Here is a 13,048-nt window from a genome sequence, read left to right on the forward strand (position 1 = left end):
CCGCACAACAGTATCGACAAGTCAGTTGTGTGCTGTCCGCTTTATCTCTCCCTTCCATCGTGATCATGCCAAGGGGACTCACCGCCATGGACTATTCCGTGCCACCACCAGCATTTCGTCCACCTGCTCATGTGACCGGGCCTTCGGGACAGCGGGCCGATAACATTCCGCCCGGCCACGTAATGCTCAGCGCCACAACGATAGTCGCGGGCTCCCAGCCGCGCCGCGCCTGGTCCCGGCGGGAGTCGACCGACGACATCCTCACCTCTGTCGGCACGAACTCCGAGCGGGCCACTCAGCGGTTCGACCGCATCACCGATCAATTGACTCAGGTCAACGATCGATTGCACGAATTCCTGGTCTGCGGTGGCCCTTTCGACGCCGTATACCGCCACATCCTCGCCGCTCCAGGCAAGCGGGTCCGTGCGGGGCTCGCTCTGTCCTGCGCCCAACTGCTCCCGTCGGCCGCCGCGGTACCGTTGCGCGACGCGGTCGACATGGCCTGCGTTTGGGAGATGTTCCACGAGTCGTCACTCGTGCACGACGACATCTGCGACGGTTCACTCTTGCGGCGCGATGCCCCCTCGGTGCCGGCCGAGTTCGGAATACGCACGGCGGCCAGAGCCGGATTTCATCTGGCGGGCATTGCGTTGCAAGTGCTCGCACAGGTAGTCGCCGACAACCCGGCGGTGTTCGCGACGCTCGGTGCGGCGGCCGGCGTCACGTACCTTGACCGGTTGTCGGATCTCTCGTTCGGTCAGCTCGTGGAAACTCTCCCGCCCACGGTCGAGGACTCCGCCCTGCGCAGGCACTACGAGCTCGTGGCCGGTGCGAAAACCGGGACGCTATTCCGGCTGGCCTGCTCCTACGGCGGTACGGCGGGCGCCATCGATCCCGAACGGCTGCGCGCCTTGATGCGATACGCCGACCAACTCGCCTTCGCCTTCCAAGTCATGGACGACGTGCGTGACGTCGAAGGCGACCCTGCACTCGGCAAGGACGCCTGCGGCGACCTCGATCGCCGCGTGCCGACCTGGCCGGTTATCGAATGGCTGGGCCTGCGGCACGCAGCTCTTGAAATGTGGCTTTCCACAGAAACTTCCAGTGCGGACCTGCAGGCCGAATTGGTCAGCAGCGGGGCCACCGAACTCGCGTGCGCGGTCGCCGCCCAAGCCGCCGAGACGGCCTGCCGGGCGATAGAAGTGTTCCCGCCCTCCCCTGCGCGTGAGCACCTGCGCGAACTCTCGACGCGGGTGGTTTCGCGATGATCGGGCAGCGCATCGGCGTCCTGGCCCGCGGGCTGCGGCAGGTGCGGCGAGCGCCGGATGTCGCTGCGCTGCGCAGCGCTCAATCACCGGAGAGGTTGGCCCGGATCGCGCTGGTTCCGGCAGCGCGGAACCTGGGCATCGCAGTGGGTCTACTACCCGCCGACCAGCGAGCCGAGGCCACCGCCGCCCTACTGGCCTGCCGGGTGCTCGACGCCTACGAGGACCTCATGGATCGCTCTTCGGCGGGCAACGCTGTGCGGGCGGCCGTGGCCTATCTGAACGGCGACACCGATACGCCTCCCCCACGTCTGGAGGCGGTCGCCGCCCGTGACAGCGAAGCCGTCGACCTGATACTGGCCGAACGCGTGCGCGACGTCCGGACACTGCTGTCGGCACTTCCCTCCGATGGACGGAAACGCATCGGCCAAATGCTGCTCGACGTCGGGGGCGTGATGGCCCGCAACCTCGATCAGCCCCTGCCGCGGGCCGCTTACGGCGAGGGTGTATTGGGACGCGTAATTCTCTACGCTTGCTCGCTTGTCGCCGAAAAGGCTTACGCCGAAGAAGATCTGGGCGAGCTGGCCGGATGCGTCGGGGTCACCGCCCAGCTGGCCAACGACCTGCGCGACGGCGAACTAGCGCTGTACGGCGTCGCCGACCGCGAAGAACTGACCCGAGTGGTGATGCTACAGCTACTGGCACCGGCACTGGGCAGCTTCACCCTGTTGGCCCGGCTGGGCCCGCGCACGCCCGGCCTCAGTGCACGGGCCGCGATGGCCTATATGGCCATCACGACAACGGCTTTCCTGTGCACCGCGGTCGGAGCGCCCGCACCCTACCGGCGGCGACTGCGACTCGCGGCGGCCGCACTGGCTGCCAGTTCACCGGCGTACTGGACGACTATGCAGGAACGGGTACTGCATGCCGTGGATCAGGCGGTCCACCGGGCGCTCGATGCGTCACCCGACCTTGCTGCCGGGGCGGGCCCGGCACCGGAGATGCTCGGCTCGGTCGACTATCGCTCGATGCCGCTCGCGATGCGGCCGCTGATCATCGAATCCGCCTTCACCCTGGTGCGCGCGCTGCCGGAAGAACCGCTGACCGGCGAACTTCCCGGCTCCGACATCCGCCGCATGATGATTGCCGATCATCTGGCTTTCGGCGCCCTGGAACGGGTGCACCCGGGCGACGCAGAGGCGATGCGAAACCTCGCCGCGAGATTCCAGCTCGCCGCACTCGACACCGCTACCTGAGGAGGCCGCTCATCAGCCCTGTCGCGAAAACCCCGCTTGCCGCCTTCGACAAGACATTCCCAAGGAGCCCCTCATGAGCACCATAACGCCTCGTCCCAGCCCCCGAACACCCGGCCCATCCGGCCCAACACCCTTCAGCCGACGTGTGCTGAAGCTCGAGCACCCCGCGAACATCGGCCCGCTGGCCCATATCGTGGCGTGGGTCGCGCTGCTGGCCGTGGGCCTGCTCGTGCCCGCCGCCACGAACTGGTACCTGGCCGTGCCGCTGATCATCACGCTGACGCTGCTGAGCTTCTCGCTGACGATCGGCGTGCTGCACATGCACACCCACCGGCCGCTGTTCGTGTCCAAACGGTTGAACCGGGTGGTCGATCTGTTCTGCTGCATGCCCGCCACGCTCACGGCAGCCGAGATGCGCGAGGTGCACATCCTCAACCACCACCGCTACAACGACGGGCCCGGTGACATCACCTCCACCGAAGGGCGCGAGCACGGGCTCGGCGCCGTCTGGTACTGGATCAGATACGGCACCATCGTCAAGAACCACACCGTCCGGAAGATCTTCGCCGCCGACGCGACGACCAAGCAGCGCCAGCGGCGCAACCAGTTCCTGTTCGATCTCACGCTGGTCCTGGTATTGATCGGAGTCACCTGGTACTTCGCCGACGACACCCGATTCGTGCTCTTCTACTGGATCCCGTTCCTGGTGACCCAGGTGAACTCCGGCTACTTCGCCTGGCTAACCCACGCCCCGGCGCGCGGCTTCGAGGACGATCCGAGCAAATCGTTGAACACGGCGGGCAACTGGCTCAACTTCTTCATCTTCAACCAGGGCTACCACAGCGTGCACCACCGCTACCCCGGCGTCCACTGGAGCCAGATCCCCGACAAACTCGACTTCATGCGGCAGGTCGACCCCGGCGTCATCGTGCCCTACTGGATGACCCTCAACTCGGCCTGGCGTCTGGTCGTGCCGGGCGGCTTCCTCGACACACCCTACGGCGAGCGGTGGAAGGCCAAGCTGGAGAAGCGAATGGAGGAGGGTGGCGTCCGCTCGCGGTACCTGCCCTGGTTCGCATGGATCTGATCACTCCGCGCCAGGTCCGGGGCGTGCTCACCGACCGTCGCCGGCTCGTCCCGTTCCTGCTCGCGTTCGCCGGATACGCCTTCACCGGGGTGACCGTGCCCCTGTTCCTGCTGTTCGCCGGAGGCTGGTGGCTACCCAAGACGGTCGACGACGGACCGCACCTGCCGCCCGGCCCGGCGGTCGTGATCGACGTACTGTTGCTGGCGCTGTTCGGCCTGCAGCACTCGGGTATGGCCCGGCCGTCGTTCAAGGCGTTCGTCACCCGCTGGGTGCCGCAAGCCCTGGAGCGCACCGTCTACGTCGTCATGGCCAGTCTCGCCGTGTGGGTGCTGTGCCTGGGCTGGCAGCCGCTGCCACACCGGATCTGGTCGGCCGACGGCATCATCGCCACGGTACTCGACGCCGGATTCTGGCTCGGTTTCGCACTGGTTTACGCGGCCACCCTCCTGCTGAACCACTTTTATCTGCTCGGCCTCGACCAGGCATACCGCCACTACGTCATCCAGGTACCCGACGCGACCGCCGACCGGCTGCAAGTGCACGGGCCCTACCGCTTGGTGCGCCATCCGCTGATGACCGGCCTGCTGTTCAGTTTCTGGTGCGCGAGCACGCTCACGGCAGGTCACCTGCTCTGGACGGTCGGATTGACCGGTTACATCCTGCTCGGCACGGTCCTCGAAGAGCGAGATCTCGTCGCTCGCTTCGGTGCTACCTATCGCGCCTACGCGACCCAGGTGCCCGCGTTCTTCCCGTCGCCGCTGCGCCCGTCCGCGCGGGCACGCCCGCGCGGGCCGCGCGTGTCACGCCCGTCGATTCGTCAGCGCTAAAGGCGAATTCGCACGCCCGCGGCTGAGCCGAACGTCGCGTCGGGACGCGTCCCCCAACTGCTCGTCGCCGATGTCCTCGCCGGACCCCACCATCACCGTCCGTCGCCGCGTCCCCGAGGGAACACGTGGGCGGCCCTACTCGAGTTTGGAGATGAATCGACGTGAACAGTCCTCGTGTCCACAGCGGCGGAAAGCCCGCCGCCCCGTGCGTGGGCATCGGGCGCGCGCACGGCAAGGCGATCTTGCTGGGCGAACACACGGTTGTCCACGGAACGCCCGCGATCGCGTTCCCCCTGCCCGCGCTGCCGGTACGCGCTGTCGCGTACTCCAGCGAGGCAGGTTGCTCTACCGTGGCGCCGCCAGCCCTGTCGGGGCGTTTTGCGCTGTCCGACAACGGCTCTCGATTTCTCGCTGGGAAAGGTCTTCCCGCGGCGACTCCGGTGTCCGGCCCTCGCGTCGCGGTGGAGGAGGCGTTGCGACGGTGGGATCTGCCCGGCGAGGTCGTCGAGGTCGTTTTGCGCCGCGAGATTCCGCAGGCGCGTGGCCTGGGATCCAGTGCGGCCGACGCGGCCGCCGCAGTGCGGGCGGTCGCGGGTCTGCATGGCAGGACCGTCGACCCGGACTCCCTCTACGAGTTGGTGCAATGCGGCGAACAGTTCGCGCACGGGCGAGCCAGCGGCGTGGACGCCCGCGCCGCCTCGTCCGACCGGCCGATCTGGTTCCATGCCGGCACGGCCCGCCCGCTGGACGTCGGCCTCGACGCCGCCCTGGTGATCGCGGACACCGGGATACTCGGTGCCACACAGCAGGCGGTGGCCGAGGTGCGCGGACGGCTGGACCGAGATCGCGAGTCCGCTGGACGGCTTCTGGAGCGCGCGACGGAACTCGTCGAGTCCGCTCACGCGGCCCTGGCGGCCGGGCGCGCCGAGCCGCTGGGCAGGGCGCTTCTGTACTTTCAGGAACTTCTCGATGAACTCGGTGTCGGCAGTCCGCGGATCGACACCTTGGTCACGGCAGCGCTCGAGGCCGGGGCGTTCGGGGCGAAACTCACCGGCGCCGGCCTCGGTGGCTGCGTCCTCGCCCTCACCGAGGCGGGCCGTGGCGCCTCGACGGTGAGTTCGGCGCTACGCCGGGCCGGAGCCGTACAGACCTGGACCGTCCCGACCCGGAGCGTGCTGCCATGACCGCCCCCGCGATCCCGCCCGAAAACGGAACTCGGTACACACCGACGACTTTCGCCCCCGATGCGGCGACCGTTCTCGCCGTCGACGGCATCGACCTTCTCGGGCACGATCCGAATCTCTTCCGTGGCAACGAGGTCGGCGAAGAAGCGGTCGCCGTCGCCCATCCGAACATCGCCCTGGTGAAGTACTGGGGCAAGCGCGACGAATCGTTCTTCCTGCCCGTCACAGGGAGTCTGTCGATGACGCTGGACATCTATCCCACCACGACGACGGTGCGGTTGATCGATGGCCCGGCCGACGTCGTCGTGCTCAACGGCTGCCGCGCCACCGGTCCGGCGCACACCAGGGTCGAGCGGTTCCTCGACCTGGTTCGCGCCCGCGCCCAGCGCGCCGAACATGCTCTGGTCGTCTCGACCAATACCGGACCGACCGGCGCGGGCCTGGCCTCTTCGGCGAGCGGATTCGCCGCACTGGCCGCCGCGGCGTCCGCATGCTACGGGTTGGGCGGGGACGTCCGCGCGCTGTCGAGACTGGCGCGGCGGGGCTCCGGGTCGGCCTGCCGATCCATTTTCGGCGGGTTCGTGGTGTGGCATGCCGGTGACGGCTCCGGCGAGGCGGGTGATCTCAGCTCCTACGCGGAACCGATCGACGGCGATGCGCTGGACCCGGCTTTGGTCGTCGCCGTGGTCGACACCGCGTCGAAGGCGGTGTCGAGCCGGGAGGCCATGCGCCGGACCTGCGCCACCTCGCCGCTCTACCGGGCGTGGGCCGAGTCGTCGGCCGCCGACCTCGATGAGATGCGCAAAGCCATTGCGCGCCGGGATCTTCCAGCGGCAGGCGAGATCGCCGAGCGCAACGCCTTGGGGATGCACGCCACCATGCTGGCGGCGAAACCGTCGATCCGGTATCTCTCACCGGAGTCGGTGGCGATTCTCGACCGGGTACTGGGGCTGCGTGACGACGGTGTCGCCGCCTACGCCACGATCGATGCCGGACCGAATGTCACAGTGCTCTGTGCCCGCGCCGACGTGCAGCGGGTGGACGCGGCCCTGCGCGACGTCGGCGATTTCGTCGAAACCCACACGGCGCATCTCGGCCCCGGCGCCGCCGTCGTCCGGGGCGGCGACCGATGATCGGCTACCGCGCCCCCGGCAAGCTGTTCGTCGCCGGAGAGTACGCCGTCGTGGAGCCGGGCCATCGCGCGATACTCACGGCGGTCGACCGCTACGCGACCGCCACCGTGGTCGAGGCATCCTCCGACGAGGACACCACACTGTGGACGGACCTGGACGGCGCCGGGAAGTTGTCGTTCCGGCGCGACGGCGCCCGATTGATCCCGCGAACCGCCGATGCCCGTGTGCCGACGGAGTTCGCATACGTCTTCGCGGCGGTCGCGGTCATCGATCGGTTGCTAATCGAGCGAGGTATCTGGGCGCGTCCCTATCGTTTGCGAGTCACCGGCGATTTCGCCGACTCCGACGGCAGGAAGCTCGGTCTCGGTGCCAGCGCAGCGGTCACGGCCTCGACCGTCGCGGCTCTCGGCATTTTCCACCGGCTCGGCCTGAGCACGATGGACAGGTACCGGTTGGCGATGGTGGCCACCCTGTCGGTCAACCCGGCTGCCTCCGGTGGCGATGTGGCGGCGAGCACCTGGGGCGGCTGGATCGCCTACGGTTCCCCCGACCGGAAGCGCATGTCCGAATCGATTGCAGACAAAGGGGTCGACGCGGCACTGCGCGCGCCGTGGCCCGGGTTGTCGGTGCATCGACTGCCGCCGCCGACGCGACTCGCGATGAAGGTCGGGTGGACCGGGGAACCCGCGTCGACACCGGCGCTGGTCGCGGGACTCCGCCACGGCCACCACCGGCAATTGCCCGACCACGGCGCCTTCCTGGCCAACAGCGAGCAGTGCGTCGAACGGCTCGGCACGGCACTGGAAGCCGACGATTCCGCCGGAATTGAACGCGAAATACGCAATGCCAGAACAATTCTGATGGAAATCGACGCGAAGGCGCGGGTGGGCATCATGACACCGCGCCTGCACGCGCTGTGCGAGGCGAGTGAAGCGGTAGGCGCCGCAGCCAAGCCGTCGGGAGCCGGTGGCGGCGATTGCGGCATCGCGCTGATCGACCGCACCCGCAGCGCAGCCATCACCGAACTCACCGCTCGCTGGATCGCCGCGGGCATCCACCCACTGTCGCTGCGCACCCACCCGCACGAGGAGAACCGCGGATGACCGGCAACCGCAAGGACGACCACGTCCGCCACGCCGTCGACCAGCACCGCGACGGCACCGGGTCCAACGACTTCGACTCGGTCACCTTCGTGCACCACGCCCTCGCCGGTATCGACCGCGCAGACGTGTCGCTCGCCGTCGGTGTCGCCGGGAAGCTCTGGGACGCACCGTTGTTCGTCAACGCGATGACCGGAGGGAGCCCGAACACCGGTGAGATCAATCGCCAACTGGCGATCGCCGCCCGCGAGACCGGTATCCCCATCGCATCCGGGTCGATGAGCGCCTACTTCCGCGACTGCTCGGTCGCCGACAGCTACCGGGTGCTGCGGCAGGAGAACCCGCGCGGGTTCGTCATGGCCAACGTCAACGCGACGGCCACCCTGGACCAGGTGCACCGGGCCATCGACCTGCTGGAGGCGGACGCCGTGCAGATCCACCTCAACTCGGTCCAGGAGATCGTGATGCCCGAGGGCGACCGGTCTTTCGGGTCTTGGTCACGCCAGATCGAGCACATCACGGCCCACGTGCCCGTGCCGGTGATCGTCAAAGAGGTCGGGTTCGGACTCAGCAGGCCCACCGTCGCCTGGTTGCGCGACGCGGGAGTCGCCGTGGCCGATGTCGGCGGCCGCGGCGGTACCAATTTCGCGCGTATCGAGAACGATCGACGCGCGGCCGCGGATTTCTCCTTCATCGAGGGCTGGGGCCAGTCGACGCCGAGCTGCCTGCTGGACTGCGCGGGCGTCACCGGGATCGATCTGTTCGCCTCGGGCGGTATCCGCTCGCCCCTCGACATCGCCAGGGCACTGGCGCTGGGCGCCCGCGCGACAGGTGTGGCGGGACGCTTCCTCGAGACGCTCGTCGGCCGCGGCGCCGCCGCGTTGGTCGAGATGATCCGTGCGTGGCTCGTCCAACTGCGCTTGATCTCGACCGTCCTCGGCGCCGCCACGCCCGCGGACCTGGTCGGCTGCGATCTGCTGATCACCGGCGACGTGGCGACGTTCTGCCGGCTTCGCGGCATCGACGCGGCCTCGTACGCCCACCGGAGCCTGTGGTGGAACGAATCGGAGAGAAGGAGCCACCCGTGAACGACATGTCGTATGCGGCTGTCCCGCTGCAGTGGGTGGGACCCGTGCGCATCACCGGCAATACCGTCGACGACGCCGTCGCAGTCCCTTTAGCCACCTACGAATCTCCGCTGTGGCCGTCGGTCGGGCGCGGCGCGCGGATATCCACGCTGGCCGACAACGGTGTGGTGGCAACCTTGGTCGACGACCGCATGACCCGTTCGATCCTGCTCGAAGCCGACGACGCGAACACCGCCCACACCGCCGTGCAGCGGCTCGCGAGCCGATTCGGCGAACTGCAGGAGGTGGCCGCGGGCAGCAGCCGGTACGCCCGCCTCATCGACGTGCACCATCAGATCACCGGGAATCTGCTGTTCTTGCGATTCGCATTCACCACCGGTGACGCCGCGGGCCACAACATGGCCACGCTCGCCTCCGATCACCTGATGAACCACATCGTGGCGACGATTCCCGGGCTGCGATACGTCTCGGTGTCCGGAAACTACTGCACGGACAAAAAGGCCACCGCGGTCAACGGCATCCTCGGTCGCGGCAAGAATGTCGTCACCGAAATCCTCATACCCCGCGACGTGGTCCAAAGGCGACTGCACACCACCGCTCGACAGGTGGTCGAGCTGAACATCCGCAAGAACCTCATCGGCACGCTGCTCGCCGGTGGAATCCGCTCCGCCAACGCCCATTACGCCAACATGCTGTTGGCCTTCTACCTGGCCACCGGGCAGGACGCCGCGAACATCGTCGAGGGATCCCAAGGCGTCACGCACGCCGAGGACCGCGCCGGGGATCTCTACTTCTCGTGCACGCTGCCCAACCTCATCGTCGGGACCGTCGGGAACGGCAAGCACCAGAGTTTCGTCGACGAGAATCTCACCCGCCTCGGCTGCCGATCGCAGCGGCAGAACGGCGACAACGCCCGCCGTCTCGCCGTGATCGCGGCGGCCACCGTGCTGTGCGGCGAACTGTCCCTGATGGCGGCCCAGACCAACCGCGGTGAATTGATGCGCTCCCACACCCGATTCGAACGGTCGACCACGAGCAACGGAGTACTGCCATGACCACCCCGCCGGTTGGAATCCACGACCTGTCCTTCGCCACCACTCATTACGCGCTGGATCACGCCCTGCTCGCAGAGCGCCTCGGCGTGGATCCCAGCAAGTTCTACCTCGGCATCGGCCAGGAGAAGATGAGCGTCGCCGCCGCCGACGAGGACATCGTCACCATCGCCGCGGCCGCCGCCAAGCCCATAATCGACCGCCACGGCGTCGACCACATCCGCACGGTGCTGCTGGCCACCGAAAGTGGTGTCGACCAGTCGAAATCAGCGGGCCTCTACCTCCACCCCCTGATCGGACTGCCCAATACCGCCCGCGTCGTCGAACTGAAACAAGCCTGCTACGGCGGCACAGCCGGACTTCAATTCGCCGCCGGACTGATCGCCCGTGACCCCTCCCAGCGCGTACTGGTCATCGCCACCGACATCGCGAAGTACGAACTCGACACGCCCGGCGAACCGACGCAGGGCGCCGCCGCGGTCGCGATGCTCGTCAGCGCGAATCCGGCCATCCTGCGGCTGGAACCCCACTCCGGGCTCTACAGCGCTGACATCATGGACTTCTGGCGCCCCAACTATCGCACCGCCGCGCTGGTCGACGGCAAGACATCGGTCAACGCGTACCAGAAGGCCACCCAGGAAGCCTGGACCGACTACCGGCGGCAAGGCGGCCGCAACCTGAGCGAGTTCGCCGCGTTCTGCTACCACCAACCGTTCACCAGGATGGCCGCCAAAGCACACCGCCACCTACTCGAAAGCCAGGGCCACACCGCCGACTCGGCCGCGATCGACACCGCGATTCGCCATACCACCAGCTACAACCGCACCGTCGGCAACAGCTACACCGCCTCGCTGTACCTCGGTCTGATCTCCTTGCTCGACCACGCCGACGACCTCACCGACCGACCCGTCGCCTTCATCAGCTACGGATCGGGCAGCGTCGCCGAATTCTTCGGCGGTACTTTGGCATCCGGCTACCGCGACCACCTCAGAACAGACGCCAACCGGGCCGCCGTGACCACTCGCGCACCCCTCGGCTACGACCGCTACCGCGAACTCCACGAAACCCGGACTCCCACCGACGGGAGGTACTACGCCATTCCCACGGAGACCACCCGCCCGTTCCGGTTGGCCGCGATCTCCGGCCACAAACGCCTCTACGAATCCCGATGACAGATTGATGGGCTGACCTCGCCTCCCACGGAAGCAGCAGCGTCACGCTGCACCGGGTACGCAGTAGGCCCGACGTGTCGAAGCCCGACCTTCGCTCATCGGACGTGAGCGGCGTGCCCATCACGCGCCGGTCGAATACCGAAGCCGAAGCTCACCGGGTTGAGGTGATCCACAGCCGCACGGGGTCCAAGTGCCCCACAACGAGTGCGCCGCCGTGTCGCCGATAACCGAGCTCGAGGCCGGACCCATCCCAGCGCGGGAAGAAACGGTGGTATCGATCACCCGGCCGCGCGTCGACCTGTCACACACTGCATTAGCACCGCGGCTCGGACACATGTTGCGGACGGTACAGGGTTATGAGAGAACGGTCGTCCCGGCGTGCGGAACGCGGTGCGAACGAACCCGTCCGACACCACCAGTGCCAGGATCTCGTTCAGCACGCCCCCCTGCGCCGTTCCCGCAGGAAACGACGGTGCCCAGCCGGCGCGAGAGGGTGTCGACACGCGCCGTGAACCCACTTGTGTGGCGAATCCGCTGCCATAAGTGTTCGAGCAACCGATGCGGGCTCTTCAACGAAGACTTCCTCTCTTCACGAAGAGTGACGATCTCATGGACATCGCCCCGACGAGGCGCGATCTCGAAGTCGACCACCAGCGAACCATCGACAGGGGAAGCCGTCGCCAGCTATCAGCGTCTGACCGCACCCGAGCCGACTCCTCCGTGTCCGGCCTCGCCACACTGGAGGAAGGGCCCCGTTGTGCCGACAGGTGCTATCTGCGGACTTCGCGAATTGGCAATCGGGCGCGGCGCAGCGCCGTTCCGATTCGACGCACCCGGAATTCGAGCGGAAGCGCCACCACCGCGACATCGACGACTGGGCTGAGCGGACTTTGCGTCACACAAATCGGTCGATCGACGTATGGCCTCGGCGTGCTCGGGCGGAGATCCTACGAGTATCGGCAAGAAGCCGACGAAGCGTCGAGGCTGACGCCCTTGGCAGACATGAGTCTCTGCTAGCCGACGACAGCCCAGGCGATCGAACGCTTCACGAGTCGTGGGCATTGACTGCCTATCTATCGAGAAGGAGCGCCATGGGCTCAGGTGGGGACCAACCCACCAGAGTCCGCGAGCTGATGGATGAGTTCGGGGGTTCGTAAACGGGAAATAGATGTCAAAGGGAATTACGATGGAGCGAACGATCGAGAATGAGTTGTATCGGGATTTCGGCCTCTGGACGGAACTGGTCGACCGTGCCGCGCACGCGGAGAACGAAGTCGAACGGGAAATCCCCGCATTGCGGTCGGCGGAACTAAAGCAAAAGTGGATTTCCACCGCGGGCGAATTATGGAGATCTCTACACGAACTGTATGAGCGATGGTACGAGACCGTCGACCGCCTACAGGCGGAGACGAAATCCGTAGCATACGGCGATGTTGATAATTCTCGGCAGTGTGCATGAAACCGTTCGAGCCGAACCCGTCCTGATATCGCCGTCACGGTCAGGCCAGTTCGGTGGGTCGGGAAGCGGGTTCCGTTCGAACGATCCTGCGGCGATGCCGGAACGCTACACATCGGCCTCTCGATCAAATATTCGAGTGTAATCCTTGCGGCCGGGCTCGCCACGGAGCGCTGTCGCCCTGAAGTTCGATCGAGGTCGCCAGCGAATCGCCGCGACGTAAAAAGTGCCGCATTCAGGATCCCCGAACAACATTCGTCTCAGTTTCGGCGACTATCGCATCAGAAATGCATCCGGTCATATGAGCTTCCTAATGTGACGCTCGGTTACAGTCGGGTTGTATCGCTGCGCAGATGGAGCATCGTTGGCGGAAGTAATTGTCGCGAATATGTAGTTTGCAACCACTGCGGGGATAACTCCACGCATCA

The 13,048-nt window shown here is 66.8% G+C and carries 11 protein-coding genes; all 11 read left to right on the forward strand.

What is annotated here, in order from left to right; all coding sequences use genetic code 11:
• Nucleotides 1-182 precede the first annotated feature (182 nt).
• The 11 genes from ON34_RS31495 to ON34_RS36600 all read left to right on the forward strand — a co-directional run bounded on the left by ON34_RS31495 (nucleotide 183) and on the right by ON34_RS36600 (nucleotide 12,623).
• Nucleotides 183-1,268: a polyprenyl synthetase family protein gene (locus tag ON34_RS31495; protein ID WP_083889936.1), complete on the forward strand. Its 1,086-nt coding sequence runs from the start codon at nucleotides 183-185 to the stop codon at nucleotides 1,266-1,268.
• Nucleotides 1,265-2,521, forward strand: coding sequence for a hypothetical protein (locus ON34_RS31500; RefSeq protein WP_040786687.1), 1,257 nt, complete (start codon nucleotides 1,265-1,267; stop codon nucleotides 2,519-2,521). Before ON34_RS31495 ends, ON34_RS31500 begins: the two co-directional genes overlap by 4 nt.
• A gap of 73 nt (nucleotides 2,522-2,594) precedes the next feature.
• Nucleotides 2,595-3,608 (forward strand): fatty acid desaturase, encoded by a 1,014-nt coding sequence (locus tag ON34_RS31505; RefSeq protein WP_040786690.1) that lies wholly within the window; start codon nucleotides 2,595-2,597, stop codon nucleotides 3,606-3,608.
• Nucleotides 3,599-4,435, forward strand: coding sequence for a methyltransferase family protein (locus ON34_RS31510; protein ID WP_040786692.1), 837 nt, complete (start codon nucleotides 3,599-3,601; stop codon nucleotides 4,433-4,435). The genes ON34_RS31505 and ON34_RS31510 overlap by 10 nt, the downstream gene beginning before the upstream one ends.
• A 161-nt stretch (nucleotides 4,436-4,596) precedes the next feature.
• Nucleotides 4,597-5,619 (forward strand): mevalonate kinase, encoded by a 1,023-nt coding sequence (gene mvk / locus ON34_RS31515; RefSeq protein WP_083889937.1) that lies wholly within the window; start codon nucleotides 4,597-4,599, stop codon nucleotides 5,617-5,619.
• Nucleotides 5,616-6,752, forward strand: a complete 1,137-nt coding sequence (mvaD, locus tag ON34_RS31520; protein ID WP_083889938.1) for a diphosphomevalonate decarboxylase — start codon at nucleotides 5,616-5,618, stop codon at nucleotides 6,750-6,752. Before mvk ends, mvaD begins: the two co-directional genes overlap by 4 nt.
• The gene (locus tag ON34_RS31525) at nucleotides 6,749-7,855 is read left to right on the forward strand and encodes a phosphomevalonate kinase (protein WP_040786693.1); all 1,107 of its coding nucleotides are present in this window, start codon (nucleotides 6,749-6,751) and stop codon (nucleotides 7,853-7,855) included. The genes mvaD and ON34_RS31525 overlap by 4 nt, the downstream gene beginning before the upstream one ends.
• Nucleotides 7,852-8,940 carry a type 2 isopentenyl-diphosphate Delta-isomerase gene (gene fni, locus ON34_RS31530; protein WP_040786695.1) on the forward strand — a complete coding sequence of 363 codons (1,089 nt, stop codon included), beginning with the start codon at nucleotides 7,852-7,854 and terminating at the stop codon, nucleotides 8,938-8,940. Before ON34_RS31525 ends, fni begins: the two co-directional genes overlap by 4 nt.
• 5 nt (nucleotides 8,941-8,945) lie before the next feature.
• Nucleotides 8,946-9,995 (forward strand): hydroxymethylglutaryl-coenzyme A reductase family protein, encoded by a 1,050-nt coding sequence (locus ON34_RS31535; protein WP_051023429.1) that lies wholly within the window; start codon nucleotides 8,946-8,948, stop codon nucleotides 9,993-9,995.
• Nucleotides 9,992-11,164, forward strand: a complete 1,173-nt coding sequence (locus tag ON34_RS31540; RefSeq protein WP_040786698.1) for a hydroxymethylglutaryl-CoA synthase — start codon at nucleotides 9,992-9,994, stop codon at nucleotides 11,162-11,164. Before ON34_RS31535 ends, ON34_RS31540 begins: the two co-directional genes overlap by 4 nt.
• A 1,186-nt stretch (nucleotides 11,165-12,350) precedes the next feature.
• Nucleotides 12,351-12,623, forward strand: coding sequence for a hypothetical protein (locus ON34_RS36600; protein ID WP_157172546.1), 273 nt, complete (start codon nucleotides 12,351-12,353; stop codon nucleotides 12,621-12,623).
• Nucleotides 12,624-13,048 lie beyond the last annotated feature (425 nt).

Origin of the sequence: Nocardia pneumoniae NBRC 100136 (genome assembly GCF_000308755.1) — a bacterium.
Classification (GTDB): Bacteria; Actinomycetota; Actinomycetes; order Mycobacteriales; family Mycobacteriaceae; genus Nocardia; species Nocardia pneumoniae.

Bases quoted from the DNA above. Each gene is read 5' to 3' on its own strand.
- ON34_RS31495 (WP_083889936.1), top strand. From the start codon at position 183: ATGCTCAGCGCCACAACGATAGTCGCGGGCTCCCAGCCGCGCCGCGCC.
- ON34_RS31500 (WP_040786687.1), top strand. From the start codon at position 1,265: ATGATCGGGCAGCGCATCGGCGTCCTGGCCCGCGGGCTGCGGCAGGTG.
- ON34_RS31505 (WP_040786690.1), top strand. From the start codon at position 2,595: ATGAGCACCATAACGCCTCGTCCCAGCCCCCGAACACCCGGCCCATCC.
- ON34_RS31510 (WP_040786692.1), top strand. From the start codon at position 3,599: ATGGATCTGATCACTCCGCGCCAGGTCCGGGGCGTGCTCACCGACCGT.
- mvaD (WP_083889938.1), top strand. From the start codon at position 5,616: ATGACCGCCCCCGCGATCCCGCCCGAAAACGGAACTCGGTACACACCG.
- ON34_RS31525 (WP_040786693.1), top strand. From the start codon at position 6,749: ATGATCGGCTACCGCGCCCCCGGCAAGCTGTTCGTCGCCGGAGAGTAC.
- fni (WP_040786695.1), top strand. From the start codon at position 7,852: ATGACCGGCAACCGCAAGGACGACCACGTCCGCCACGCCGTCGACCAG.
- ON34_RS31535 (WP_051023429.1), top strand. From the start codon at position 8,946: ATGTCGTATGCGGCTGTCCCGCTGCAGTGGGTGGGACCCGTGCGCATC.
- ON34_RS31540 (WP_040786698.1), top strand. From the start codon at position 9,992: ATGACCACCCCGCCGGTTGGAATCCACGACCTGTCCTTCGCCACCACT.
- ON34_RS36600 (WP_157172546.1), top strand. From the start codon at position 12,351: ATGGAGCGAACGATCGAGAATGAGTTGTATCGGGATTTCGGCCTCTGG.